23 protein-coding genes are annotated in these 25987 nt (G+C 39.6%); 19 read left to right on the forward strand and 4 right to left on the reverse strand.

The genetic code is table 11. The features are described 5' to 3' along the window. The first annotated feature begins 2 nt into the window (after positions 1-2). The 3 genes from F1644_RS15615 (at position 3) to F1644_RS15625 (ending at position 3727) form a co-directional block, all read left to right on the forward strand. Entirely contained in the window at positions 3-1424 is a 1422-nt protein-coding gene (locus tag F1644_RS15615; protein ID WP_168044530.1) for a glycerophosphodiester phosphodiesterase family protein, read from the forward strand. A 24-nt stretch (positions 1425-1448) separates the two neighbouring features. Then, positions 1449-2804, forward strand: a complete 1356-nt coding sequence (locus tag F1644_RS15620) for a porin (RefSeq protein WP_087421275.1) — start codon at positions 1449-1451, stop codon at positions 2802-2804. A 272-nt stretch (positions 2805-3076) separates the two neighbouring features. Next, on the forward strand, positions 3077-3727 hold the full coding sequence (locus tag F1644_RS15625) for a tetratricopeptide repeat protein (protein ID WP_087420682.1): 651 nt from the start codon (positions 3077-3079) through the stop codon (positions 3725-3727). 59 nt (positions 3728-3786) lie between these two features. Here the strand turns inward: F1644_RS15625 and F1644_RS15630 are convergent, their stop codons facing one another. Beyond that, entirely contained in the window at positions 3787-4587 is an 801-nt protein-coding gene (locus F1644_RS15630) for a hypothetical protein (protein ID WP_168044529.1), read from the reverse strand. 144 nt (positions 4588-4731) lie between these two features. Continuing rightward, the gene (locus tag F1644_RS15635) at positions 4732-5328 is read right to left on the reverse strand and encodes a MarC family protein (RefSeq protein WP_087420684.1); all 597 of its coding nucleotides are present in this window, start codon (positions 5326-5328) and stop codon (positions 4732-4734) included. A gap of 97 nt (positions 5329-5425) precedes the next feature. Between F1644_RS15635 and F1644_RS15640 the strand changes: the two genes are divergently transcribed. Together F1644_RS15640 and F1644_RS15645 are read left to right on the forward strand one after the other, a co-directional pair. Then, positions 5426-6205, forward strand: a complete 780-nt coding sequence (locus tag F1644_RS15640; protein WP_168044528.1) for a short-chain-enoyl-CoA hydratase — start codon at positions 5426-5428, stop codon at positions 6203-6205. A 75-nt stretch (positions 6206-6280) separates the two neighbouring features. Continuing rightward, positions 6281-7126, forward strand: coding sequence for a 3-hydroxybutyryl-CoA dehydrogenase (locus F1644_RS15645; RefSeq protein ID WP_027201871.1), 846 nt, complete (start codon positions 6281-6283; stop codon positions 7124-7126). Positions 7127-7244: 118 nt separating this feature from the next. Here the strand turns inward: F1644_RS15645 and F1644_RS15650 are convergent, their stop codons facing one another. Further along, on the reverse strand, positions 7245-8063 hold the full coding sequence (locus F1644_RS15650; RefSeq protein ID WP_168044527.1) for a KilA-N domain-containing protein: 819 nt from the start codon (positions 8061-8063) through the stop codon (positions 7245-7247). 93 nt (positions 8064-8156) lie between these two features. Further along, positions 8157-9923 carry an outer membrane beta-barrel family protein gene (locus tag F1644_RS15655; protein ID WP_168044526.1) on the reverse strand — a complete coding sequence of 589 codons (1767 nt, stop codon included), beginning with the start codon at positions 9921-9923 and terminating at the stop codon, positions 8157-8159. Positions 9924-10649: 726 nt separating this feature from the next. Between F1644_RS15655 and F1644_RS15660 the strand changes: the two genes are divergently transcribed. From F1644_RS15660 to F1644_RS15725, 14 genes are all read left to right on the forward strand, one after another. Beyond that, positions 10650-11171: a UpxY family transcription antiterminator gene (locus tag F1644_RS15660; RefSeq protein ID WP_168044525.1), complete on the forward strand. Its 522-nt coding sequence runs from the start codon at positions 10650-10652 to the stop codon at positions 11169-11171. Between the two features lie 9 nt (positions 11172-11180). Further along, complete coding sequence (locus F1644_RS15665) at positions 11181-11936, forward strand: hypothetical protein (protein WP_168044524.1); 756 nt, start codon at positions 11181-11183, stop codon at positions 11934-11936. A 276-nt stretch (positions 11937-12212) separates the two neighbouring features. Beyond that, the gene (locus F1644_RS15670) at positions 12213-13664 is read left to right on the forward strand and encodes a lipopolysaccharide biosynthesis protein (protein ID WP_168044523.1); all 1452 of its coding nucleotides are present in this window, start codon (positions 12213-12215) and stop codon (positions 13662-13664) included. After that, the gene (locus F1644_RS15675) at positions 13664-14773 is read left to right on the forward strand and encodes a DegT/DnrJ/EryC1/StrS family aminotransferase (RefSeq protein ID WP_168044522.1); all 1110 of its coding nucleotides are present in this window, start codon (positions 13664-13666) and stop codon (positions 14771-14773) included. The genes F1644_RS15670 and F1644_RS15675 overlap by 1 nt, the downstream gene beginning before the upstream one ends. After that, entirely contained in the window at positions 14770-15996 is a 1227-nt protein-coding gene (locus F1644_RS15680; RefSeq protein ID WP_168044521.1) for an ATP-grasp domain-containing protein, read from the forward strand. Before F1644_RS15675 ends, F1644_RS15680 begins: the two co-directional genes overlap by 4 nt. 441 nt (positions 15997-16437) lie before the next feature. Next, a complete protein-coding gene (locus F1644_RS15685) occupies positions 16438-17430 on the forward strand; it encodes a hypothetical protein (RefSeq protein WP_229782469.1) in 993 nt (330 codons plus the stop codon). Further along, complete coding sequence (locus F1644_RS15690) at positions 17427-18044, forward strand: PglD-related sugar-binding protein (RefSeq protein WP_168044520.1); 618 nt, start codon at positions 17427-17429, stop codon at positions 18042-18044. Before F1644_RS15685 ends, F1644_RS15690 begins: the two co-directional genes overlap by 4 nt. Before the next feature lie 177 nt (positions 18045-18221). Beyond that, on the forward strand, positions 18222-19091 hold the full coding sequence (locus tag F1644_RS15695; protein ID WP_229782470.1) for a glycosyltransferase: 870 nt from the start codon (positions 18222-18224) through the stop codon (positions 19089-19091). A 17-nt stretch (positions 19092-19108) separates the two neighbouring features. Next, on the forward strand, positions 19109-20125 hold the full coding sequence (locus F1644_RS15700) for an EpsG family protein (RefSeq protein WP_168044518.1): 1017 nt from the start codon (positions 19109-19111) through the stop codon (positions 20123-20125). 42 nt (positions 20126-20167) lie between these two features. After that, positions 20168-21298 carry a glycosyltransferase gene (locus F1644_RS15705; RefSeq protein WP_168044517.1) on the forward strand — a complete coding sequence of 377 codons (1131 nt, stop codon included), beginning with the start codon at positions 20168-20170 and terminating at the stop codon, positions 21296-21298. A 3-nt stretch (positions 21299-21301) separates the two neighbouring features. Continuing rightward, on the forward strand, positions 21302-22357 hold the full coding sequence (locus tag F1644_RS15710; protein ID WP_168044516.1) for a polysaccharide biosynthesis protein: 1056 nt from the start codon (positions 21302-21304) through the stop codon (positions 22355-22357). 67 nt (positions 22358-22424) lie between these two features. Further along, on the forward strand, positions 22425-23573 hold the full coding sequence (locus tag F1644_RS15715) for a capsular polysaccharide biosynthesis protein CapF (protein WP_168044515.1): 1149 nt from the start codon (positions 22425-22427) through the stop codon (positions 23571-23573). Positions 23574-23595: 22 nt separating this feature from the next. Then, positions 23596-24780, forward strand: a complete 1185-nt coding sequence (locus tag F1644_RS15720; protein ID WP_168044514.1) for a UDP-N-acetyl glucosamine 2-epimerase — start codon at positions 23596-23598, stop codon at positions 24778-24780. A 4-nt stretch (positions 24781-24784) separates the two neighbouring features. After that, positions 24785-25987 carry a glycosyltransferase family 4 protein gene (locus tag F1644_RS15725; protein WP_168044513.1) on the forward strand — a complete coding sequence of 401 codons (1203 nt, stop codon included), beginning with the start codon at positions 24785-24787 and terminating at the stop codon, positions 25985-25987.

A 25987-nucleotide genomic window follows, 5' to 3' on the forward strand; every position in this document is an offset into this window, starting at 1 on the left:
TTATGATTAAAAAGTTTTTTCATGCAGTGATGGCATGCGGGGTGATAGCCTTGGTCATGTCGTGTGAAGATCAAAAATTCAACAACATAAATGTCGATGTCGACAAGGTTGAATTGGATCATTTGACTCCCGATATGATTAAAGTGCGGGATTACGTGCCGGAGTATGCTGTTGTCGCTCACCGGGGATCGACGTTCTGGACCCCTGAGGAGACGGAAGCAGCGTATCGCTGGGCGAGAGAAATTGGGGCTGACTATCTGGAATGTGATATGCAGGTTTCGAAAGATGGGGTGGTGTTGGCATTGCATGATGACAACTTGAAACGGACCACGAATATCGAGAACGTGTTCGGGGAGACTATCCCTTACGAGATTAGGAAAGCGTATTACCAGAAGATCGGCTACTCGGCCGAGGAGGCTGATGCGTTGGTGAAAGAGGATGCCAAGAATTTTGTTCCGAATCTTCCGGCTTATTATACCTACGAGGAGTTGATGATGCTGGATGCCGGAACATGGTTTAATGAAACGAGTATCGAACAGGCCCGCCCGAGCTTTGCCTCACAACATCAATACATTTCTACATTGGAGGATCTCGTGGCTTATTCCAAGGGGAAAATGCTGGAACGGGACGCGCAGGGAAAACGAGTGTTCACGATGGGACAGAAGACCGGAGAGAAGATTAAAAGTTTAAGCGGTACAGCCGACGTGATCAAGTATACGTTCGGTTACGTGGATGATCCGAAAGACACGGGAAACCGTCCGGGAATTTATATCGAGTTTAAGGAGCCGTGGCTGAATCCTACCGGGTTCGAGGAGATTGTCTACAAGGAACTGGATCGTTTGGGAATGAATATTATCACGCAGCCGGAACCGGAAAGCAACCCATTCTACGTGAATGGCAAGGTGAACACGGGGAACACGAATGGTAAGGTGATTCTGCAGACCTTCTCGTTGGAGAGCCTGGTGAGGGTAGCCGAGCATTTTGAAGGCAAGGTCCCGATGTGTTTCTTGTTGTGGAAAGGTACGGGAGCGACGGATATCACGTATGACGATCCGCTGGGTTATGCCTCGTTTATTAATCTGGGAGTGAAGTACAAGGCTCATTTTATCGGACCGTGTATTGCCGGAGCCCCGAATAATTACCCGGAACTGAACCAACCGTGGCAGGATTACTTGATTCACAAGGCTGGAATGAAGAATCATCCCTACACGTTTGACACGTATGACCAGATGGCCAAGTATTTCGGACAATATAATTTCGGTGTTGAGATTGACGGGAAATATAAAGCACCTTATCTGGATGCATTGTTTACGAACCATTCTGATATGAGTATCAACTATATGATTACTCAAGGCTGGCGAAAGAGTCCGGCTTCCGAGACGTTGGTTGATGCGAAGGTGGTGTTGGAGAGATTAGGTTACTAAATAATTGTTTAAATGCAGACCAGTATGAAAAAATATATATTATTTCCTGTTGTATTAGTCGCCCTCGTGTTGTCGTCTAATATGGTGAAAGCTCAGGCCGAGGATGTTTCCAATCCTCTTTTACAATATATCAATAAGGATAAAGGAATTCGTTTCACGGCAGGCGCCCGTTTGTTTGCTGATGTGGCTTATTATCATTCGGAGTACACGCCGATGAAGTCGGGGGCAGCGCTCACGGATGCTCGCATACGGACGTCGTTGACATACGGACCGTTGTATTTTTACGCTGATTTCGATTTTTCGAAAGGAACTTTCAAGCAAAAGAATATTTTCGTGCGATATAATTTTCACGAATCGGCGTACGGGATTCATAGCGTGAAGGCGGGCTATTTTAACGAACCGTCGAGTATGAGTCTGAACGCGAGTTTGTATAATTACCATTTTATTTCCCGTGCGGCTCCGGCCATGGCTTTATCGGCCGGGCGTGGTTTGGGGATTACCTACAAGTATTATGATGCCACTTTCTTCGCGGATCAAGGGCTTTTCGCTGAGAACAAGTATAATGATCAGATTTCCGGTTTCCAAGGAGTAAGCTTGAGTGGACGCTGGTTGTACAAGCCGCTTAATAATGAGTTTATAACCTTACACGTGGGAGCCTCTTTCCGCTACGGACGGATTAACACGGGTGAGGTGGTGAATAACGTGTTCAAGACGAATGTGGAGTTGGAGTCGAATATGCAGACCTACGTGGACGGTACGACGGAATTTCTGAACGCGCAGGTGCCTTGGGCGAAGAATACGATCACGGTAGGGCCGGAAGTGCTGGTGGTTACCAGTAATATGTTTTTGCGGGGCGAGTATATTTACAAGAGATTGTACAAGAAAAGAAATGACGAGGCTTTGTTCGAGAATCAGTTGGGAGGCGTTTGGAGCTGGACTACCTTGGCATCCTGGCAGGCCGGAAACCCGATACGGAGTTCCAAGTTCCAAGGGGCGTACGTGGAAATGGGATACTTGCTTTGCGGTGAAGGATACGGTTATGACGACGAGTACGGATTGTTGCGGGGAAGTAACGAGAGAGGAGATCTGGAGATTGTGGCCCGTTACAGTTACACGGATTTGAATGACATTAATAAAGGTGATTTCTTTTTAATTGGTAAGCAGGTATTTTATCCCGGGGGAGTGGTGGCAGATTACCCGGCCGTGTCAACGAGTATTGGCGGGGGACGGTTACATGCGGCCACGATTGGCGTGAACTACACGTTCAACCAGTACGTGAAGGTGATGGGCGAGTACCAGTATAGTAATTTAAAGAATGTTTATTTCCCGTTGGATAAGAATTTCCATCAGTTGCAGATGCGTTTGATGGTGTCGTTCTGATAGGAGAGAAGAACAAAGTTTATAAGGTTCATAAAGTTTATAAAGTTCATAAGGTACATGGCCCTCTGCGGGCGTATTGTTTACGGCAGCACAAGCTGCCGTTAAAACACGGTCCGAAGGACGCCCGTCACTTTATGAACTTTATAAACCTTATGAACTTTATAAACTTAGTGGACTATGTAGACTTTTTTTAGCGAGGTGGATTTGCTTTTTAATTCCTTTTCATTATTTTTGGGATTCGAAACACACAAACACTAATTTATCGCCAGATTATGAGAAAAGTCACTTTGTTATTGATGACCTTGGTTGCTATAACCAGTATGGCAACAGGTCAGGTTGACGTGAGTGCGGTCAATAAACCGATCGAGTTGTTGAACGAGGCAAACACGGATATTGAAAATGGAGATTATAAAGATGCTGTTCAAAAATTGATCGCGGCTAATCGATTGAATCCGAAATTGAGGGAGGTTTACTCGTCTTTGAATACAGCTTGTACTCACACGAACCAGATTTCTTTGCTGAAGGAGTTTCTAGTGAAAGGAAAGGGGATATTTGAGGAAGATGATGAGCTTTGTTATTATTTGGGAAATATTTACCAGAATCAACAGAATTACGCGGCAGCCATAAAGGAGTATTCTCTGGCAATACAGTATGCCAAGAAAAATGGGGAAGAGTACGAGTTGGTATATGCTTATTACTTGAACCGGGGGAATTGTTACTTGAAACAGCGTGAATTCGCAAAGGCGATACCGGATTATACCTATTCTCTCAAGCTGAACAAGGATAACGGTGCTATTTACGCGAACCGGGGAATTGCTTATTTCAGTACCGGAAAACGCAAGGAGGCGTGTGCCGATTGGAGGAAAGCTAAATCACTGGGAGTGACGAGTGTGAATGCTTACATTAATCGCTATTGTCGATAGAGGATTCAAATAAAATAAGCGAGTCAAATGATTTTTGGCTCGCTTAATTTTTCTAGGAATTAGAAGGTCCAGCCTAATCGAAGAACCGGTTCGATGTATGTTTTGACATTTGTTTGACGTATTTTTTCCGTCATTTTTTCATCGTATTCCGTGATGGTTGTTTCTCCTTGGCTATTCAGTGTTGATTTTCCGGTATATTTTGCTTTTTGGCTGCTTTCAGTCTTGAGGCTTAAACCGAATTCTGTTCCAATGTACAAACCTTTGTACAAGTAAAAATCTAATCCCGTGAATATGGCAAATGTCGCACCAGAGGTTGCGGGATCATTTACCGCGTCAAGTAGATCTTCTTCATCCCAGTTGCCGTCAAGTGTAAGTATAGCTCCGTTTTTAATTTTACCGTTGAATTTGCTGGAAGAGGTGTTTGATTCACTTATTCTTTCGGAGTAACCTTCTATTTTAGTTGAGGCAAAGTGTTTCTTGTACCCGATACTTCCGCCCACGTAAGCATTTAGTCTTTTTGCCAGATCGAAGTGACGTTCATAACCCAAGTCCAGGTTAAAATCCCCGGTCGTGCTTTTGAATTCATTTTTGTAGCTGGTTTTTATCTCATTTTCTTCTTGAGAATCCGAGTCTGTGAACTTGTTTTGAGTTGAATTGATTCCGAATTTCAAGCGAATAGCATCCCTGTCAGAAATGAAATAACGGAATTTGAGTCCGTCTAATTGGAACGTTTTGCCATCCTGATCGAAGGGATTGAATTGAATTTCAGTACCAAATGAACCTTTTTTAGGTTTTTGTTGTGCTGATACATTGTTAGAAACGATAAGTACGACAACCAGAATGAATAATAATTTTCTCATACTTTAAATAAAATTAGTGATTAATTTTTTCCGGGGACAAAAGTATATATAATTAAGCGAGAACTTTGGATATGACCGGTAAAAATAACGCCCAAATTATCGTATGAGTATATCGACAAGTGGCAGGAATATTCCTGCCACTTGCTATTTGAAAATATCAATCAGTGATGTGAGGTTGCTGGTAAAGAGTTTAACCGAAATGGCGAGGAGAATGATACCTAAGAATTTACGTAATATATAAACCCCGCCTTTCCCGAATACCTTTTCGACCAGCGATACATTTTTTAGTACGAAATAGACAACAATAATGTTTAGGGTTAAGGCGATAATAATATTGATGGTATGATATTCCGCCCGTAAAGCCAACAACGTCGTTAATGTTCCGGCTCCCACGATCAAGGGGAATACTAGCGGTACAATGGATGCCGTTCCTGATGGACCGTCATTTTTGAAAATAGGGATTCCGAATATCATTTCTACTGCCAGTACGAAGATCACGAGGGATCCGGCCACGGCAAACGAGGAAATGTCCACGCTGAACAAGTTGAGCAGACCATCCCCAACGAAAAGGAATGCCACGAGAAGAATATACGATGCCAGAGCGGCTTTTATGGCACTAATTTTGTGTCCTTTATTTTGAATATCATTAATGATAGGCACGGCTCCCGTGATGTCAATTACGGCAAACAGGACCATGAATGCACTTGCAAGTTCTTGTATACTAATGTCTGAAAAACTCATATCAAAAAGATTGGTTTATTCTTGATTAAAGGTTATTTTTGCCTACAAAGATACAGAAACAAGAGGTGTTATCAAAATGAATCAAAATAGAAAAGTTATGGCGTATACGAAACTAATTGTCGAGAAACAGGATAATATTTGCACGGTTAAAATTAATAACCCGGAGGCGTTGAATGCTTTGAATTCGACGATTTTGAAAGAATTGGATGCTGCCTTCTCGGCTATCGGAGAGGATGATAGTGTTGATGTTGTCATTCTGACGGGTGAAGGACGCTCGTTCGTGGCGGGAGCGGATATATCCCAGATGAGTACGTTGAACGCGGTGGAGGGGAAAGCGTTTGGAGAGCTGGGAGCGGCTGTTTTCCGCAAAATCGAATTGTTGAACAAGGTGGTTATTGCCGGTGTAAATGGTTTCGCGCTAGGGGGTGGATGTGAGTTAGCCATGGCTTGTGACATCCGTATCGCTTCGGTGAAAGCTAAATTCGGACAACCGGAAGTAGGTTTGGGGATCACCCCGGGATTCTCCGGTACGCAACGGTTACCGCGTATCGTGGGATTGGGTAAGGCAAAAGAGCTGATCTACACGGCAGACGTGATTGTCGCCGAGGAGGCCTATCGTATCGGGTTGGTGAACAAGGTGGTGGAACCGGAAGCGCTGATGGATGAATGTATGGCCATGGCGAAGAAGATCGCGGCAAAGGCCCCGCTGGCTGTGCGTTATGCTAAAGAGGCGATTAACCGGGGAGTGGAGACAGATATTGACACGGGTATTTCGATCGAAAGTAATTTGTTCGGGTTGTGTTTTTCAACCGAGGATCAGAAAGAAGGAATGCAGGCATTTCTAGGCAAAAGAGGAGCGGAATTCAAGAAAAGATAAAAGCTGAAAAGCTGGCGTTTGTACGATAATAGAGAATTTGATATTATATAGTTGAAGGTTTTAAATTAAGAGGAAATGAAAATTTGCGTTGTAGGTACAGGTACGATGGGTAATGGTATTGCCCAAACCTTTGCTCAAGCCGGGCATGACGTGTTGTTAAAAGGTCGTTCAGAGGCATCTTTAGGTAAAGCTCATAAGGCTATCGAGAAGAGCCTTTCCAAGTTGGTGGAAAAAGGCAAGATGGAAGCTGCCGAGAAGGATGCTATCAATGCCCGCATCAAGGACACGATGGCATACGAGGATTGTAAAGATGCCGATTTAGTGATCGAGGTGGTTGCCGAGGATATGGCAACCAAGAACGAGATATTCAAAACATTGGATGCGATCTGCAAGCCGGAAGCAATCCTGGCCACGAATACTTCTTCTCTTTCTATCACGGAAATTGCTGCCGCAACGAGTCGTCCGGAGAAAGTGATCGGTATGCACTTCTTTAATCCGGTGCCGATGATGAAATTGGTTGAGGTGATTAAAGGGCAGTTGACTTCCCAGGAGGTTCACGACAAGGTGATGGCAATCGCTGCAGAAGTGGGTAAAACCCCGGTAAGCGTGAACGAGGCTCCCGGTTTCGTGGTAAATAGAATCCTGATCCCGATGGTGAACGAGGGTATTGGAATTTACGCTGACGGTGTTGCTACCAAGGAAGAGATTGACGAGGCCATGAAATTAGGGGCTAACCACCCGATGGGACCTTTGGCTTTGGGAGACTTGATCGGTTTGGACGTGTGTCTGGCTATCATGGAAGTGCTGTATAATGAATTCGGTGATTCCAAGTATCGCCCTCACCCGTTATTACGGAAGATGGTTCGTGCCAACTTGTTGGGACGTAAGACTGGAATCGGTTTCTATGATTATCGGAAATAGGGAATAAAAAGTTTATAAAGTTCATAAAGTTTGTAAGGTTCATAAAGTTGCATTTGAGTGCAATGGATCTTATAAATTTTGTGAACTTTGTTTTTGACAAGTATTTACTCACCTCCCCTTATTTTAGCAATTTTCTATCGTTATTATCACGACTTTCCAATACACTCATTTGATGAATGGCTATTTGATTTAGCTTAACAAGACGCTCTCTTTGTGCTATACTCTGTTCGATAAACACGGCATTTAGGTTCTCCATGTTCGACAAACAGATAAGTTCGTTGATAGTAGCATAATCACGGATGTTACCTTTCTGCGTGGGATTCATTTCTCGCCATTGTTTTGCGGTCATACCGAACATTGCTACGTTCAGTACGTCAGCTTCATTGGCGTAAATAACGCTTGCTTGTGTTGGAGTAACTTCTGGTGGGATAAGGTTTTGTTTGATGGCATCGGTATGTATGTGATAGTTGATTTTCGATAGTTCACGCTTTGCCGACCAGCCGAGTTGCCGTTGTTCTTCCGCCTTCAAACGCTGAAATTCCTCAATAAGATAGAGCTTGAAAGGAACACTGATTGCAGAACCGAATTCAAATGCAATATCCTTATGGGCATAAGTTCCTCCGTAACGCCCTTTTCTTACGATAATACCGATGGCATTGGTACATTCTATCCATTCGGAAGCACTTAGTACAAAAGACGGTAGGCCCGCACTCTTTCTAAAGTGGTCGAATTCGACCACTTTAAAATTGGAATTATGGATAACTTCCCATGTACCAAGGAATTCGATTGTATAACGGTTTCTTATCCAGTTCTTAATTACATCTGCTGCTCTATTGTCCCCCTCTTTGGCAGAAGCCATGTCAGTAAGAGATATATAGTCCTGTTTTTCAAAATTGAGAACCGTAATCTGTGTATTTTGAACAATAATCTTCGCCATTGTAATTGATGCTTTGAATTTCAGTCACAAAGGTAGTTATTATTAATGAAATGATTGCTTGCTGCGCTGAAAAGTGGAATTTCCTGTAATGTTTTATTGTCCTAGTTGTATTACTTGGCGTTTTTGCGGGTGAGAATCGTCTGCTGATGAACGGGATGTAAAGTTGTTGAAATTGAATGTTAGCCCGATCCAGTAAGCATGGGTGGCTTCTTTGCTGTAATTTGCCAGACGATAGGTGTCAGTGTTTGAACGGGCTTGCCATTCGGAAGTGTCGAAGACGTCGGAAACGGAGAAACTGACTTGAAGGCGATTATTAAAGAAGCCTTGTTTGATTGCCAGATCGAGATAGTAATTCTCTTCAATTTTGAATTGTGGAACCTTTGTTGGTGATTGATAAGAGAAGAGGGCCTGAAATTCGGTATGTTTTTTAGAATTTAAGTTTAATTCCAAGTTGCCCGACCAGGAGAAATCGTCAACATGAAGGTTTATTCCTTGATATTTCCCGTTGGCATGAGCGTGGACGAGGGATATGGAAGGTGTGATTGTCATCCATGAGGTGGGAGATCCGGATAGATTGATGTCCAAGCCGACCTTGTTTTCCATGCTACCATTCGTGTAAGACAGGGTTAACGTGTTGTTTTCCGAAAATAACGTGACGGGGGTGATAAACCTTTCGGTGGAATTGAAATAAAAATTCCCGTTCAGCTGGATCTTTTCCCCGTGTAGAAGATAATTGATTTCGGCCCGGTTCGTGATTTCGGGGCGTAATAGCGGGTTACCTTGCTCGAATGTTTGGTGGTCGATCGGATTTGTAAATGGGTTTAGTTGGGTGTAATCCGGGCGTGTGGCCTTTCTAGTAAAATGAAAGGCCAGTTCTTGCTGATCAGAAGGCGTGTATTGGAGTGTTAAGTGCGGGTAAAAGTAGAATCGATCAAAATTATGTTTGTCCGTGTTTTCCATGAGCTTGGTGTGGGTAATATCGTAATCGGCGTGTAGCCCTATTTTATAGAGCCAAAATTCTCCTTGTTGTCGGGAGTAGGAGAGATGTGCCGTGTAGATGTATTCATGGTGGTTGAGGCCGTCGTTAAGGGGCAAATTTGATAACCAATTGTCGAGGGTTTCTTCCGTGCCGTGAAGATTGTATCGGGTTTTGTTCCATCTGGAAAAAAATTGAATTCCGGTTTCGAATTGGCCTTGATTTTCGAATGTATAGAGATAATCCATTTGCAGGCGGACGAATTCCGGTTTCTCGTTTCCGGTAGAGGTATGGGTGAGGATATCATCGATTTGATACGTGCTTGGACGGGAATCTTTCGTGTGGGAGAAGATCCCGTTTAGCGATAGTTCGTGTTTGTTTGTTTCGTAGATGTGTTTGTAGAATAAGGAACCTTCAATTGTTTTCCGGCTGAATGCTATTCGATGGTGTAGGTCATATTCTTTTGTTTGCGTGCGATTATTTATATCCCGGTTTGTCGTGATCTTGGGGAATTGTAGTTTGAGATTCCATAGGAAAAGATTGCGAGAAGAGGGTCGCATATCCAATTGGAGGGCTATGGAATGGCTTAAATGGTGTTGTTCTGTCTCTAATAGTTGAGATGTTTCTGCCGAAAAAGAGCGAAATAACTCACTGCTGATTTCAATCCGATCCGAATGTCCGGAATAATCTAGGAATAGATCCCAATTCTTTTGTGTATATCCCAAGTTTACGTTTCCCGTGAAATTGTTCGTGAAATCATAGTTGAGGGAAACAGAGCCGCTCCATGGGCTCTTGGTCTTTTTCTCGTTTTCTTGAGCGTAAATGTCCGTATTCGTGCAAAAGGTAAGAAGGCTGAAGAGGAGTTGTGTGATGTGCTTTTTCATATATCTACATTGTTGTTTTGTATGTTTGACAAGGGATATATGTGAAAACTTGTGTTTGTTAGAGATGTTTTAAGATTTTTTGTAATTTGTGGTTTCTGGAGAGAAACTCAAGAGAAGTGATGGAGATGCTAAGGTGATAATCCCACTTTTTCGATGATGTCTCGACGCTTGGTCAGTGCTTATTTATCCGGTGATGTATGAGCTACGTGTAAGCTTCGAATAAGCTCTGAATAAGGGGGATTATTTGGGTTAGATTACTTCTTTATTTGGGTTGGTTTAGGGTAGGAATGGGGGTGATGTGTAGTTAAATATAATTTGAATTTGTTTTTATAGGAATGGTGGCAGTAAAGCTTGATTTAAGGGTGATTTATATATCTTAAAACGATCGTTTAATGCGATGCAAATATACTAAATTTTCATTTAGCGCAAATGGATATGAAATATTTTTTTCGATTTAACAGTCAGTCGGTTAACGAGTCTGTTGGAAATTGTAAAAATTAATTAGATGTTAATAGCATTAAACGATCGTTTTTTAGTTTAAAATAGCGTTTGGTGCGACAGTTTTCGTGCATCTATAATCAATATCACTGTTTAAGTGGGGTGCGTGAAACGCATGGCAATAAATCAAGACCGGTAACAGGGTTAGTGCGCGAAGCGCATCCGGCCGGTTTCTTTTTAGGGATAGAGAGGAAGAAAAAGTCGCTTTAAAGCAGAATCAATAATTACATGATCGGGGATAAGAAAATGAATTGGTATGTCGCTCACACGCGGGTAAACCAAGAATTATTTATCAAGAAAAAACTGGACGAGTTGGGAATCGAGAACTTCCTCCCGTGTGAGGAGCAGGTGCGGGAAACTCCGCTTGGCCGGAAGATGATTCGTGTGCTTTTGATTCACGGGATGATTTTTATCCGCACGGATAAAGCCACAAGCTTCTCTTTGATCAACGAGTATGCTTTAAATATCATTTACCTAAAAGATATAGAGGGACACCATACCTTGATTGTTCCCGACAAGCAGATGGAAGATTTCATGTTCCTTTTGGATTTCTCCCCAGATGGGGTAGAGATATTGAATAAGGATTTAAAGCGGGGAGATAAAGTGCGAGTGATCAAAGGGCCTTTGCAGGGATTGAAAGGTGAGTTGGTACGTTTGAGGGGGCACAAACGGGTCGTGATCCGTTTGGAAGGGGTGGCATCAATAGCTACGTCTTATATTCCGGGTTCATTCTTAGAGAGAATAGAGTAAAATAAAACAATGGAAAAAGGTTTGTTTCACGATTTGTACAAGCGATTGAATATGCTTGACGTCCGGGCCTATTCCCCGGATCAATTGTCGGGCTTGTTACATGGCTACTTGACGGTGTATTCCATGGTACGGGTGTACCCGTGGTTGGAGGAAGATTTCGGGCATCCGGGAGGGATTCACGAACAGGCAAAAGAGATCGCCCGGTTGTATTCGGGGCAATTGAGGAACGAGGACGTTCCCGTGGATAAGCGAGCGGGATATGCGGCGGACTTGATGGATGTCTATCAAGTATATTCAGACTTGGGTTATCTGAAAAATGGAGTGGATGTGGCTTACGAGATTCTTTCAGCTCGGGAGAATGGTAAGATCATGTTACCTTGCCGTACACCTAATGTTTGTCGATTGCTGTGTAATTGCTACTATTTTGCCGGAGATGAGGAGTGTGGTGAACTAGCCGGGAGGCTAGTGATGGAGGCTTTGGGATATATTCGAGGTGGCGATCGTGGTGTGTTATTGACTTGGTGGGATGCCATTTGCTTGTACGATGACGTGATCGGAACCATGGAATTACCCAAGGAAGAACAGGAGCGATTGAATGAAGAACGAGCTCGTTTACTGGGCAGTGTAGAGCGGGAGGAAAATGAGAGAATCGAATGCTTCCGACAGATGGGACAGGATGCAGATATGGGGCTGGTGGCGGAGGTCTTTTATATTTTGGCGAAACGGGAGTTTGAAATGTGCAACGGATTGCACGGGAAGAAGTGAATCATTTTCACAAAAATGATAGCAGAATTGGTAAAATGAAGAATGATACGTATCACCTACCTTACTGATTGTGTAGGACATGATATGTGTTACGTAATAGATTCTACTAAACTTTAAAAAGGACTCTGTTGAGCCTTCACTTCAGTTCGAGGAAGGGATTGAGAAGACCGTGAAATGATATTTGGTGAATCGAAGTGGATGAATAATATCGCTGGTAGGAAGTATGTGAGGTATTAATTATATAAGGTTGATAGATAGGAAATACTAAGGTATTTAATGGCGGAAGCGTTAAAAAATAAAGCTATAAAAGGTGTCGGGTGGAGTTTTGCTGACAGCATATTGGGGCAGGGCATGATCTTTCTTGTGGGATTGGTTCTTGCAAGATTACTTACCCCGGAAGATTATGGGTTGCTGGCATATCTTACGATTTTGATATCGGTATCGAATAGTTTAGTCGATAGTGGTTTCTCGAATGCTCTTATAAGGAAAAAGAATGCAGAAGATATAGACTATAATACGACATTCATCACAAATTTATGTGTCAGTATTGTGGTAGTCGTATTATTATATTTTACAGCTCCTGGCATATCGCTTTTTTTCGAACGCATGGAACTTATTTCTCTGATTAGGGTGATGAGTACTGTGTTGATTATCAATTCTTTTTCCTTAATACAGAAAACAAGACTGACAAAAAATGTAGATTTTAAGACCCAAACCAAAGCATCCTTGATATCTTCTATGGTTAGTGGATTAATAGGTATCGGAATGGCTTTATATGGTTTTGGAGTATGGTGCCTAGTAGGGCAACAACTCTCCCGCCAATTTCTAGATACTTTATTTTTGTGGATTTTTACAAAGTGGTATCCTAAGATTCAGTTTTCCATGAAGTCATTCAAGGAGTTATTCGGATTCGGATGGAAATTGTTGGTATCAGGGCTTATAAATACTATTTGGAATGAGACATATCAATTGGTTATTGGAAAATGTTATACTCCAGCCACTTTAGGACAATATACTCGTGCCCATCAGTTTTCTTCCATATCCTCTAGTAATTTGACTTCAATAGTACAAAGGGTTAGTTATCCTATATTAAGTGAACTTCAGGATGATAGGGAGAGGTTAAAAGCAGGTTATAAAAGAGTGATTAAAGTTACTATGCTTGTAGCATTTGTTTTAATGCTGGGATTAGCAGCTATTGCGGAGCCGATGATCGTAAGCCTTATCGGAGAACAATGGCTTCCTGCAGTTCCGATGTTGCAAATTGTTTGTTTTAGTATGATGCTCTATCCATTGCATGCTATAAATTTGAATATGTTACAAGTACAGGGAAGAAGTGATTTATTCTTGAAACTTGAAATTATTAAAAAAATTGTAGCAGTAGGACCTCTTTTGTTAGGAATCTTTGTCGGTATATATTGGATGCTCATAGGTAGTGTGATGACAGGATTTTTTGCATATTATCTGAATGCCAGGTATTCAGGTCCGTTTTTAAAATACAGTATAACAGAACAGATAAAAGATATTCTTCCGAGTTTCGGGGTGGCTCTGACTATGGCTTTGGTCGTTTATGTCATTTCTTACATCAATATATCTGCTATGTGGTTATTATTGATTCAAATAACAGTAGGAGCATTGATAACATTCGTTTTATGTGAATTATTCAAACTTGAAGAATATGTGGAAATAAAAAGTATTGCATTATCAATGCTGTCTAAATTAAGAAAATAATGGAGAATCATCAAATTACAGTTACTTCGCCTTTACTTCCGGATTTGAATGAATTCAACGAGAGGTTGAAGGATATTTGGGATAGTAAATGGGTTACGAATAATGGCAAGTATCATAGGCAACTTGAAAAAGAGTTGGCGGATTATTTAAAAGTACCATATGTGTGTTTATTTACCAATGGAACTTTGCCATTAATTACAGCCTTACAGGCAATGCGTATTACAGGAGAAGTGATTACTACTCCTTATAGTTTCGTGGCAACTACACATTCACTGTGGTGGAATGGGATAAAGCCTGTATTTGTGGATATAGATCCGAATAACTGCGGCTTGGATCCGGAAAAGATTGAAGCCGCAATTACCCCTAAGACAACTGCTATTATGCCGGTTCACTGCTATGGCAAGCCATGTGATATGGATGGAATTCAAAATGTGGCTGATAAATATGGGTTAAAAGTTATTTATGATGCTGCACATGCTTTTGGAGTGGAGGTTGACGGAAAGTCTGTTTTGGAATATGGAGATATGAGCACCCTCAGTTTTCATGCTACCAAAGTATATAATACCCTTGAAGGAGGAGCTTTGGTTGTGAAAGATGAGAAGATGAAACAGAGGATAGACTATCTTAAAAATTTCGGTTTTGCTGGAGAAACGGAAGTAATCGCACCTGGTATTAATGGTAAACTCGATGAAGTTCGGGCTGCGTATGGGATACTAAATCTTAGACAAGTGGATATGGCTATTGCGGCACGTTGTCAAGTGGCTATTAGGTATCGGGAGACGTTAAGAAATGTTGATGGTGTTTCTTTTTTTGATGATATTCCCGGTATCAGACACAATTATTCATATTTCCCGATTTTCATAGATGCGAAAAAATATGGAATGTCTCGTGATGAATTGTATTTCAAGATGAGAGAGCAAAATGTATTAGGACGAAGATATTTTTATCCGTTAATTAGTACATTCTCGACATATCGTGGATTAGAAAGTTCAAAGTGGGAAAATCTTCCTGTGGCACAAAGAATTGCAGAACAGGTTATTTGTTTACCTATGCACCATGGATTGTCGGAAGAAGATATTGCCAAAGTCATAAGTTGTATTGTGAAATGAATCAGGAATCCAAGCAAAAGAAATTATTATTGTTGGGAGGTTCGCCCCAACAGCTAATTGCTATACAAAAGGCGAAAGAATTAGGTTTTTATACTGTCCTTTGCGACTATTTACCTGATAATCCAGGTCAATATATAGCAGATAAATTTTATCAAGTATCAACAACAGATGTAAATGCTGTCTATGAAGTTGCCAAAAAGGAGGCTGTTGACGGAATACTGCCGTATTGTTCTGATCCAGCTGCACTTCCTGCTTCTATAGTGTGTAGTCTCCTTAATCTTCCTTCAAACCCGTTCAAGTCTGTCGAAATCCTTGGTCTGAAATATAAATTTAGAGAATTTCTTAAAAATAATGGATTTGTCTGTCCGAATTTTTTTATTTTTAATTCAGACGACTCTATTAAATTGATAATAGAAAAGACAAAAAATTTAAAGTATCCATATTTAATAAAGCCTACAGATAGTTCAGGATCCAAAGGCATCAGTATAATACATGATGAAAGTCAGTTGAAAACTGCAATCGTTAAAGGTGGGAATTTTTCAAGAAATGGAATTTTTGTTTGTGAAGAATATATAAAAAGAGGTTATCCGTATATCATAGAGGTGGAGTTGTATGTTGAACATGGTAAAATTGAAATGATTGCATATACGATAAGTCTTCGTAATAAAAGTAATGAAGGATTATTACCTCTTGGTTATTTGTGGTCAAGTGAATTGCCTGACGGATATAAAGAAAAAATCAAAAATGAACTTCAACGGATAATTGACATTTTGGATATTAAGGCAGGAGAGATGAATTCTGAGCTTATAATCAACGAAGACAATGAAGTTCAGTTTATTGAAATAGGTCCTAGGGCTGGGGGTAATATGATTCCTATAGTTTTATCTGATGCGTTTAAGTTTGATTTGGTAAGGGCACAGATCAATACAGCATTGGGCATTCCTTCTGGAATTAAGGAAATAAACAAAGAGATGGACGGTAAATATTGTTTGTATGTCTTGCATTCTCTTCAAAGTGGACGATTTGTGGATATCAATATAGATGACAAAATAAAGCCGTTTGTTTATCGTGTGAATTACTATATAGAAAAAGGAGAACAGATAGAGGCATACGATAATGCGTGGAATGCCATTGGCATGATGTTTCTTCACTTTCCTGACACGAAAACAGCAGAAGCCTACTATTTGAGGCTAGATGAACTCATTAAAATTGTAGTGGAATAATAAAAAACTTGGAAGTATATTATCGCCAAGCAAAAAGAGGTAGGAATAGCTTACAGTTGTATACAAAAAGTATTGTGACAGATTCTTCTTGTATTATTGTAAGTATAAAGATAATATGCTTGAAGTTTGTTACGGAAAAAAAGTTGATGGTATAATATCTTTCTTATTGGAATTTGCTCTTCCAACAATTATACGTATAGTATAAAAAATTGAACGAATATGTAATACAAGAAATATTCAAGAATGCAGGTATAAGAATCCTTAGTATCATTTTGTTTCCAGTATTGAAGATTTTAATGACAAGGAAATATTTTTTCCTTGTATAGCAATAATTATATATAACAAAGAAGATTCGTGTGTTGTTGCGGTGAGTGTTTTTCCTTTTTAAGGGTGGTAGGTATTGTAGTTTGATTCGGAAGAAGAGTTGCAATTGGTATTAGTTTGACAGAAGAATTATTTGAAAGTTATTGTAAAATGATAGACAAGGCTATAGGAGGATATTTCGGGTTGGAATTGTGGAATGGAGAGCATTATCACAAGGATGCGATAAAGTTGAATACGGCCCGCAATTGTTTCGAGTACATACTTAGAACTAGGCATTATCGGAAGGTTTATATTCCTTATTACACTTGCGAAGTGATGTTACAACCGTTACAGAAATGTGGGATTGAATGGGAATTTTATCATATAGATAAGTGTTTTGAACCGGTAGGACACTATCACTTAAAAGCAGATGAGGCTTTTTTATATACGAACTATTGGGGTTTGAAACAGAAATGTGTGGAGCGCTTGGCTACCGAGTACGATTTGCACTTGATTGTTGATAATGCTCAAGCATTTTATTCGCCAAGAATTGAAGGTATAGACACGTTTTATTCGTGTCGTAAATTCTTTGGGGTGGCAGATGGTGCTTATTTATATACCGATAGTCTGCTTAATGACGAATTTGAACAAGATCGTTCATTTACTCGTATGCAACATTTGTTACAACGCATTGATGATGGTGCGTCTGCAGGTTATGCAGTTTTTCGAGCAAATGACGATGCATTGACTAATCAGCCTATCAGAAAGATGTCAAATCTCACAGATAGCTTGATGAGTAGTATAAATTATGAGGTTGTGAAGCGTCAGCGTAGAGCAAATTTTGAGTACCTGCATAAAATATTGGGTAGTAATAATGGACTTTATATTCCGGAGATAGATAATATAGTTTGCCCGATGATTTATCCCTATTTGACTTCCGATGCCGGTTTAAAGAAACGACTCATTGAAAACAAAATTTTTGTAGCAACTTACTGGCCCAATGTATTTGAATCGTGTGAATTAGAGCAACTCGAATATCATTTTGCAGATAGAATTATAGCAATGCCAATAGATCAGAGATATGGAATAGAAGATATGCATCGTATAGTAAAAATTATAAATATTAAATGAAAGACTTAATAATAATAGGGGCAGGTGGTTTTGGAAAAGAAGCTCTTGTAATAGCTCAAGAAATGAACAAAAACAATCCGCAATGGAATATACTTGGTTTTTTAGACGATACAAAGCCTATTAATACTGAAATATTTAGAGGTTTTAGAACGATAGGTACGATAAAAGATTGGGAACCATCTAATAATCAATATTTTTCAATCGGAATTTCCAATCCACAAGCAAAAGAAACAATATACAATTTATTTAAAAATAAAGGAGCTCAATTTGCAACACTAGTATTACCCACTGCGTTTATTCCTACTGAAACAATTTTAGGAGAATGTTGTTTAATTGGGCACGCTTGGTTTGGAGTAGATGTGATTTTAGGTAATTGCGTCACCGTAATGTCTTCAATGATTGGTGAAGCAACCATTGGAGATTTTGCTACAACAACAGGCTTTTCAAATATAGCAGGTGCAATACTTGGGAAACGTGTATTTGTTGGTAGTCAAGCTGTGATTCTAAATGGAAAAACAATAGGTGATGATGCTAAAATTGGAGCTGGTAGTATTGTAATTAGAAATGTAAAACCAGGTACGACTGTATTTGGTAATCCTGCGAAAGAGATTTGAATATTAACATGACAATGGGACTATACGATTCTATTACCAACTTTTTCGTACGTATAAACTTACATATGAATACTAACTATTTATCATATATGAAGTTATAAGATGAATATGTTGAGCCAACCTTTAGTGTCAGTCGTCTGTACAACATATAATCATGAATTATATATTCGGGAATGTTTGGATGGATTTGTAATGCAACGAACAAATTTTCCAATAGAGATTATTGTACATGATGATGCTTCTACAGACTCTACCGCTGCTATTGTAAAAGAGTATGAGAAAAAACATCCCCATTTATTCAATAATATCTATCGAACAGAAAATTGGTATTCGCAAGGCAAAGATATTTTGGGGTATTTGTTTACACAAAAAGCAAGAGGGAAATATATCGCTTTATGTGAGGGGGATGATTATTGGACGGATCCATTGAAGTTACAGAAACAGGTGTTTTTTTTGGAGGTAAATGTAGACTATGCATTAGTTTATACTGGGGTACAAAAAGTAAATAGTAACTCTGAACCTATGGTGCGTAACATGTTGAAGAGTGTTTCTGGAAATATTACGAAATATTTTTTTACACAGGGAAATCCTGTTGTAACGGCCACGGTTTGTTTTCGTAGTAAATATTTGTTGGGATACGGAGAGGAGATAAAGAAAATCCCGTTTGGCTTAAAAATGGGAGATTTACCATTATGGATTTATATTAGTTTACATGGAAAATTTAAATATATAGAAGATAAAACAACTTCTTATCGGATTTTGAGTGAATCTGCAAGCCATTCAAAAAGTAAGGAACGAGTAACTTCATTTATTGCTAATACAAGAGATATTTTGTTGTATTTTAATAATCAATATGAGATAGGAATACCTGAAAGTGTTATTTGTAAAAAGTATTATGGAACATTAATTAGGAATATGGCATCTTTTGGTAGGAAAGATTTTATATTATCTTATTTTGATGGAGTAAAGTATTATCCAAGTTTATTGTTAAATTGGAAGTTGTTGCTACTTTTCTTTATAAGGATTATTCTAGGAAAAAAATGTTAGGTTAGTTCTGAAATAGCATGATTATTTATTGGGTAATTGCTTTATTTTTAATAATACTATCTTTTTTCAAAAATAAAAGGTTTTTGATGTTAAGTTTCTTTATATTGTTATTTGTTGCGGGATTACGCTCAATAGAAATAGGAACAGATACGTCAAATTATGCAATGTTTTTTCTTGCCGGAGAAGATATGACATCGTACTACAAAGCTTTTGAGTATGGGTGGACATATTTGAATTTATTTGTTTATAAATTAGGGCTAGATTATCAATGGATTATATTTCTTTCTTCTTGTTTCTTTCTTCTTCCTTTATACGGAGGAATCTATAAACAAAGTAAGAAACCTTTATTTTCTGTTTGTTTGAGTTATCTTCTGTTTTATTATTGTTATTCATTTAATATCACGAGACAGATGATAGCGGTTGCAATTGTCCTTTATGGATATCAATATATAATTCAACGTAATATTTTGAAATATTCTTTAACTATATTATTGGCATTTTGTTTTCATTCATCTGTGTTTATCGCATTACCTATTTATTATATTAATAAAATAAAATTGTCGCCAGTTATTGCTTGCAGCCTTCTTGTTTCGACATTTTTATTGGGTTCTACGAATATAAAATTTCTTTTGTTATTTTTATCTAGTATTGTTGGAAATTATGAGGAATATATTCATGCTCTTGTTTCAAATGGTGAAACGGTTTTTTCCGCATCAAGGATGCTATTGAATGTGTTTTTTGCATTTATTATATGTGTGGCAGATCGAAATAATATTTATCTTAAAATTATTTTTGTTGGAATAATGATGATGAATCTTCTTGCAATTCAACCTGCTATTGCGAGAATTTCATATTATTTTGTTGCTGCTCAAGTTATATTTTATCCCAACATGGACTTGAAATATTTGAAAAAATATAGACCACTTATAAAATTGAGTGTTTATTTATACGCATTGGCCGTTTTTTCTAGTTTATTATTGAATAATGTTGGAGAGATTGTTCCATATACATTCTTTTTTGAAAATGTTTTTTGATAATCACGTTCTTGGCAAAGAATATAAATAGATTATTATTTTATGAATATATTAGTTAATGCTTCGAACTTGAAAAAGGGGGGAGGGGTACAGGTTGCCGACTCAATATGTTGTTTATTGGAAGGTTTTACCCAATATCATTTTGTTGTAGTATTGTCTTCTTTTATGCAGGCAACTCGATATAAAATGAAGAATGTGAAAAACGTAGAGGTTGTGATACACGATGTAAACAATAATGTGTCAACATTGCTCTTCGGAAGAGATTCTTTTTTGGATGGGTTAGTGAAAAACAGAAGAATAGATGGAGTATTGACGGTGTTTGGGCCTTCTCGTTGGAATCCTAAATGTGTTCATTTAAGTGGTTTTGCTAGGCCCCATCTTGTAATGCCGTTATCTCCTTATTTCCGACAATTGTCGTATCTTGCTCGACTTAAGGAAAAATTGCAGAATATATTGTTGAAATATATGTTTGCACGGAGTACACATTTCTTTTTTACGGAGAATCCATATATTTCTAAATTGGTAGGGCAATTATTTAGAAAAAGCTCGGTGTACACGATTACGAATTATTATAATCAAGTGTACGACCATCCTGAGAATTGGGTAAAGAAAGTATTGCCGCCGTTTGAAGGGATAACACTGTTAACGGTAACAGCATATTACACACATAAAAATTTGCCAATTTCTATCGAGATTGCTCGTGTTTTAAGGAAGAAGTATCCTAATTTTATTTTTCGTTTTGTATTCACAGTAGAAGAGGCTCAATTCCCTGTTATTGAAGAGGAATTGCAGGGGCATTTTGTTTTTGTTGGTAGGGTTGATATTGTCGAATGTCCTTCGCTTTATGAACAGAGTGATATCATGTTTTTGCCGACTCTTTTGGAATGTTTCTCGGCAACTTATCCAGAAGCGATGAAAATGGAATGTCCAATAGTGACAACAGATTTGGAATTTGCTAAAGGTTTATGTGGTAATGCGGCACGTTATTATTCTCCACTTTCTGCGGTTGAGGCTGCGGAGGCTATTTATCAAGTGGGAACAAATGTATCTCTTCGAAAACAATTGATAGATGCTGGAAAACAACAACTTAAAACGTACGATACTTATGACGAAAGGGTAAGTAAATTGGTGCGTTTGTTAGAACATTTGATAGATGTAAATAAATCTAATTGAAATATGTCTACTTTTGAAGATAAAATTCTTTTAATTACTGGAGGTACAGGATCATTTGGTAATGCTGTACTTCGGAGGTTTTTAGATTCAGATATTAAAGAAATCCGAATATTTAGCCGAGACGAAAAAAAACAGGATGACATGCGTCATCAGTTACAGAATTCAAAGGTGAAATTTTATATTGGGAATGTGAGAGATCGGCAATCTGTAGATGAGGCTATGAACGGGGTGGATTACGTGTTTGCTGCGGCGGCATTGAAGCAGGTACCAAGTTGTGAGTTTTTCCCGTTGCAAGCGGTACAGACGAACGTGATCGGTACGGATAACGTGTTAGAGTCGGCAATAGCGCATGGTGTGAAAAATGTGGTCGTATTGTCAACAGACAAGGCGGCTTATCCGATTAACGCCATGGGCATCTCGAAGGCAATGATGGAAAAGGTGGCGATAGCCAAGGGAAGAGCCCTCGGGGAAGGAGCGACGACAATAATTTGTTGTACTCGTTATGGTAATGTTATGGCTAGTCGAGGGAGTGTGATTCCGTTGTGGGTAGAACAGATTAAATCGGGAAAACCTATTACGATTACTGATCCGAACATGACTCGTTTTATGATGACGTTGGATAATGCGGTTGATCTAGTTCTGTATGCTTTCGAGCATGGTCATAATGGGGATTTGTTTGTTCAAAAAGCCCCAGCTGCAACATTGGATGTACTTGCAGAGGCGTTGAAACAGTTGTACAAGACTGATATGGAAGTGAAAGTGATAGGAACCCGTCACGGGGAAAAACTTTACGAGACATTGGTAACTCGGGAAGAGATGGCGAAAGCGATAGACATGGGAGAATATTACCGGATTCCTTGTGATAACCGAGATTTGAATTATGACAAGTATTTCAAAGAAGGAGATGAAAAAATTGCCACGATCGAGGATTATCATAGCCATAACACGACCCGTCTCAATGTGGAAGGGATGAAAGAGTTGTTGTTGAAACTTCGGTTTATTCGGGAAGACCTGGGTTTGGAGGAAAGAAGAAAATCTTCTGAGATACGCTCGGAATAATAGACTGAGATTTGAATTATACTTAATAGAAACCTTACCGGGTCTGGTAAGATTATAATTTCATAACATGAATGTATTAATAACGGGAGCCAAGGGTTTCATTGGGCGAAACCTCGTGTCCCAATTGAGGAATATCCAGTCAGGTAAGGTAAAAAATTATAACGTGTCTGGAGAGTTAAACGTTTTTGAATATGACGTGGATAGTGACTCGAAGAAGTTGGAGGACTATTGCAAGGAAGCAGATTTCGTTTTTAATTTGGCAGGAGTGAATCGCCCGAAGGATGAATCTGAATTCAAGAAGGGAAATTTCGAGTTTGCTTCGACCTTATTAGAAACGCTAAAGAAGCATAGTAACTCATGTCCGGTTATGATCTCGTCCTCGATTCAAGCCGCTTTGGATAACCCTTATGGGGAGTCTAAACGAGCAGGAGAAGATTTGATGTTTGAGTATGCGAGGGAGACGGGTGCAAGGGTATTGGTTTATCGTTTCCCGAATGTGTTTGGGAAATGGTGTCGTCCGAATTATAACAGTGCAGTGGCCACGTTTTGTCACAATATCGCCAATGATTTACCGGTGCAGGTGAATGATGGGAGTGTGATGATGAGGCTTGTGTACGTGGATGACGTGGTGGACGAGTTGATCGGGGCTCTCTCGGGGGACGAGCATCGGGATGGGAATTATTGTTTCGTCCCCACGGTACACGAGATTGAGCTTAGCAAGATCGTGGATTTGATACTCTCGTTCAAGAAGGATCGGGAGAGCTTGAATGTTCCGGATATGGAAGATCCTTTCACGAAGAAGTTGTATTCCACGTACCTATCGTACCTACCGAAATACGGTTTCGGTTACCCGTTAAAGATGAACGTGGATGACCGGGGAAGTTTTACAGAGATAATTCGTACAAGCGATCGGGGACAATTTTCAGTGAACATCTCTAAACCAGGAATAACTAAGGGTAATCACTGGCATCACACGAAAAACGAGAAATTTTTAGTGGTGAGTGGGCGAGGTGTGATCCGTTTCCGGGATATGAATACCCCGAACGGAGAGGTGATCGAGTATTTTGTTTCCGGAGAAAAGATGGAGGTGATTGATATTCCCACGGGATACACACATAACATAGAGAATCTTGGAAAAGGGGAAATGGTCACGTTCATGTGGTGTAACGAGTGTTTTGATCCAGAACGTCCGGATGCCTATTTCGAGAAAGTTTAATTTATGGTAAAGTGACGAAATCATGGATATAAATATAGATTATTCCGAAATCCGTTTTCGAGATAACGGGAAGTTGAAGTTATTGATTATCGTGGGTACCCGCCCGGAGATTATCCGGCTGTCGGCTGTGATCAATAAATGTAGAATATATTTTGACTGCATCTTGGCCCACACTGGACAAAATTATGATTATAACTTGAACGGGATATTCTTCCGGGATTTGAAGTTGGAGGACCCGGAGGTATACATGAACGCAGTGGGAGATGATTTGGGGGCCACGGTGGGGAATGTTATCAATTGTAGTTATAAATTGATGGTGGCCACGAGGCCTGATGCCTTGTTGATTTTGGGAGACACGAATAGTTGTCTTTCTGCGATAGCGGCGAAACGATTACATATTCCAATATTTCACATGGAGGCGGGAAATCGTTGCAAGGACGAGTGCTTGCCGGAGGAAACGAACCGTCGGATAGTGGATATTATATCTGACGTGAACATATGTTATAGCGAGCATGCCCGTCGTTATCTGGCTGAGAACGGGTTACCCAAAGAGAGAACTTACGTGACTGGGTCTCCGATGGCAGAAGTGTTACAGGCTAATTTAAGAGATATCGAGGCATCTAACATTCATGCAAGATTGGGTTTGGAGAAGGGAAAATACTTGTTGCTCTCGGCTCACCGGGAAGAGAATATCGACACGGAAAAGAATTTTCTTTCCCTTTTCACGGCGATTAACGCTATGGCAGAAAAGTATGGCATGCCAATATTATATAGTTGTCACCCGAGATCAAGAAAACGTTTGGAGCAGAGTGGTTTTAAATTGGATCGGCGGGTGATACAACACGAACCATTAGGTTTTCATGATTACAATTGTCTCCAGATGAACGCTTATGCGGTGATTTCCGATAGTGGGACTTTACCGGAAGAGAGTAGCTTTTTTACTTCGATAGGTTATCCCTTCCCGGCCGTGTGCATTCGTACTTCAACGGAGCGGCCGGAGGCGTTGGATAAGGGAGGATTTATCCTTGCCGGGATCGACGAGAAGTCGTTACTTCAGGCTGTGGGAACGGCTGTAGAGATGACGGTGAAAGGAGACAATGGTTTACCTATTCCTGATTATATCGAAAAAAATGTGTCGACTAAAGTGGTAAAATTGATTCAAAGTTACACGGGAGTGGTTGATAAAATGGTGTGGAGAAAGTATTAAGATAATGAATGTATTGTTCTTAACATTAGGTTGGATTACAGATATTAACGCACGAGGAATATACACAGACTTACTTCGGGAATTCATTCACCATGGACATCGTTGCTATATCGTGACACCGAAAGAACGTTCGACGGGAGAACCTACAAGTGTAACAGATTTCCCTGGGGGAAAGATTCTTGGGGTTAAGACGTTGAATATTCAGAAAACGAATATAGTGGAGAAAGGGATCGGGATGTTGTTGTTGGAAAGACAGTATTTGTATGCAATACGGAAATATTTTGCGAATGTTTATTTCGATTTGATTCTTTACTCTACGCCGCCAATTACTTTTAACCAGGTGATTGAGAGTGAAAAGAAAAGGTGTGGGGCGAGAACTTATTTGCTGTTAAAAGATATATTCCCTCAAAATGCGGTAGATTTAGGGATGTTTTCTCGAAAAGGCTTATTTTATCGTTTTTTTCGTAAGAAAGAACAAAAGTTGTATCAAATTTCCGATTATATAGGTTGTATGTCTCCGGCTAACGTGCAGTTCGTGTTAAGATATAACCCGGGAGTGGATCCTCGAAAAGTGGAAGTTTGTCCTAATTGTGTAAAATTAGAGGAGATGGAGAAGGAGGTTGACCGTGAACAAGTATTAGGCGAGTTAGGTATCCCTTCCGAGAAAACGATATTCGTGTATGGTGGAAATTTAGGAAAACCTCAAGGGGTAGATTTTTTGATGGAAGTTTTAGAAGTGAATGAGCGAAGGAGTAACTCTTATTTCGTGGTAATTGGCAGTGGAACAGAATACCCGAGGTTGAAACGTTGGTTTTTAGATAATGATCTTCAGAACTCAAAATTATTATCTGCTTTACCCAAAGAACAATACGATAATTTGGTTCGGGTGTGTGATATCGGTTTGATATTTTTAGATCGTCGTTTTACAATTCCCAATTATCCTTCTCGTTTGTTATCGTATTTAGAAAGTCGGGTACCGGTGTTGTTGGCAACAGATCGGAACACGGATATTGGGATGATTGCGGTTGAGAACGGTTATGGTTGTTGGGTTGAGAGTGGGGATTTGGAAGGATTTTTTAGTCTTGTTAAAAAATTAGTTTGGAATGTTAACTTGCGAGAGGAGATGGGACAACGGGGATATCAATTCCTGAAAGAAAATTACACGGTAGAGAAAGGTTATGAAATAATCATGAATCATTTTAAATGA

The organism is Butyricimonas paravirosa, from assembly GCF_032878955.1.
GTDB classification, from domain to species: domain Bacteria; phylum Bacteroidota; class Bacteroidia; order Bacteroidales; family Marinifilaceae; genus Butyricimonas; species Butyricimonas paravirosa.

Coding starts and splice junctions, on each gene's coding strand:
- F1644_RS15640 (WP_168044528.1), top strand. CDS start 5,426: ATGGCGTATACGAAACTAATTGTCGAGAAACAGGATAATATTTGCACG.
- F1644_RS15705 (WP_168044517.1), top strand. CDS start 20,168: ATGAATATATTAGTTAATGCTTCGAACTTGAAAAAGGGGGGAGGGGTA.
- F1644_RS15650 (WP_168044527.1), bottom strand. CDS start 8,063: ATGGCGAAGATTATTGTTCAAAATACACAGATTACGGTTCTCAATTTT.
- F1644_RS15655 (WP_168044526.1), bottom strand. CDS start 9,923: ATGAAAAAGCACATCACACAACTCCTCTTCAGCCTTCTTACCTTTTGC.
- F1644_RS15690 (WP_168044520.1), top strand. CDS start 17,427: ATGAAAGACTTAATAATAATAGGGGCAGGTGGTTTTGGAAAAGAAGCT.
- F1644_RS15660 (WP_168044525.1), top strand. CDS start 10,650: ATGATCGGGGATAAGAAAATGAATTGGTATGTCGCTCACACGCGGGTA.
- F1644_RS15725 (WP_168044513.1), top strand. CDS start 24,785: ATGAATGTATTGTTCTTAACATTAGGTTGGATTACAGATATTAACGCA.
- F1644_RS15635 (WP_087420684.1), bottom strand. CDS start 5,328: ATGAGTTTTTCAGACATTAGTATACAAGAACTTGCAAGTGCATTCATG.
- F1644_RS15630 (WP_168044529.1), bottom strand. CDS start 4,587: ATGAGAAAATTATTATTCATTCTGGTTGTCGTACTTATCGTTTCTAAC.
- F1644_RS15700 (WP_168044518.1), top strand. CDS start 19,109: ATGATTATTTATTGGGTAATTGCTTTATTTTTAATAATACTATCTTTT.
- F1644_RS15645 (WP_027201871.1), top strand. CDS start 6,281: ATGAAAATTTGCGTTGTAGGTACAGGTACGATGGGTAATGGTATTGCC.
- F1644_RS15715 (WP_168044515.1), top strand. CDS start 22,425: ATGAATGTATTAATAACGGGAGCCAAGGGTTTCATTGGGCGAAACCTC.
- F1644_RS15680 (WP_168044521.1), top strand. CDS start 14,770: ATGAATCAGGAATCCAAGCAAAAGAAATTATTATTGTTGGGAGGTTCG.
- F1644_RS15625 (WP_087420682.1), top strand. CDS start 3,077: ATGAGAAAAGTCACTTTGTTATTGATGACCTTGGTTGCTATAACCAGT.
- F1644_RS15615 (WP_168044530.1), top strand. CDS start 3: ATGATTAAAAAGTTTTTTCATGCAGTGATGGCATGCGGGGTGATAGCC.
- F1644_RS15620 (WP_087421275.1), top strand. CDS start 1,449: ATGAAAAAATATATATTATTTCCTGTTGTATTAGTCGCCCTCGTGTTG.
- F1644_RS15720 (WP_168044514.1), top strand. CDS start 23,596: ATGGATATAAATATAGATTATTCCGAAATCCGTTTTCGAGATAACGGG.
- F1644_RS15670 (WP_168044523.1), top strand. CDS start 12,213: ATGGCGGAAGCGTTAAAAAATAAAGCTATAAAAGGTGTCGGGTGGAGT.
- F1644_RS15710 (WP_168044516.1), top strand. CDS start 21,302: ATGTCTACTTTTGAAGATAAAATTCTTTTAATTACTGGAGGTACAGGA.
- F1644_RS15675 (WP_168044522.1), top strand. CDS start 13,664: ATGGAGAATCATCAAATTACAGTTACTTCGCCTTTACTTCCGGATTTG.
- F1644_RS15665 (WP_168044524.1), top strand. CDS start 11,181: ATGGAAAAAGGTTTGTTTCACGATTTGTACAAGCGATTGAATATGCTT.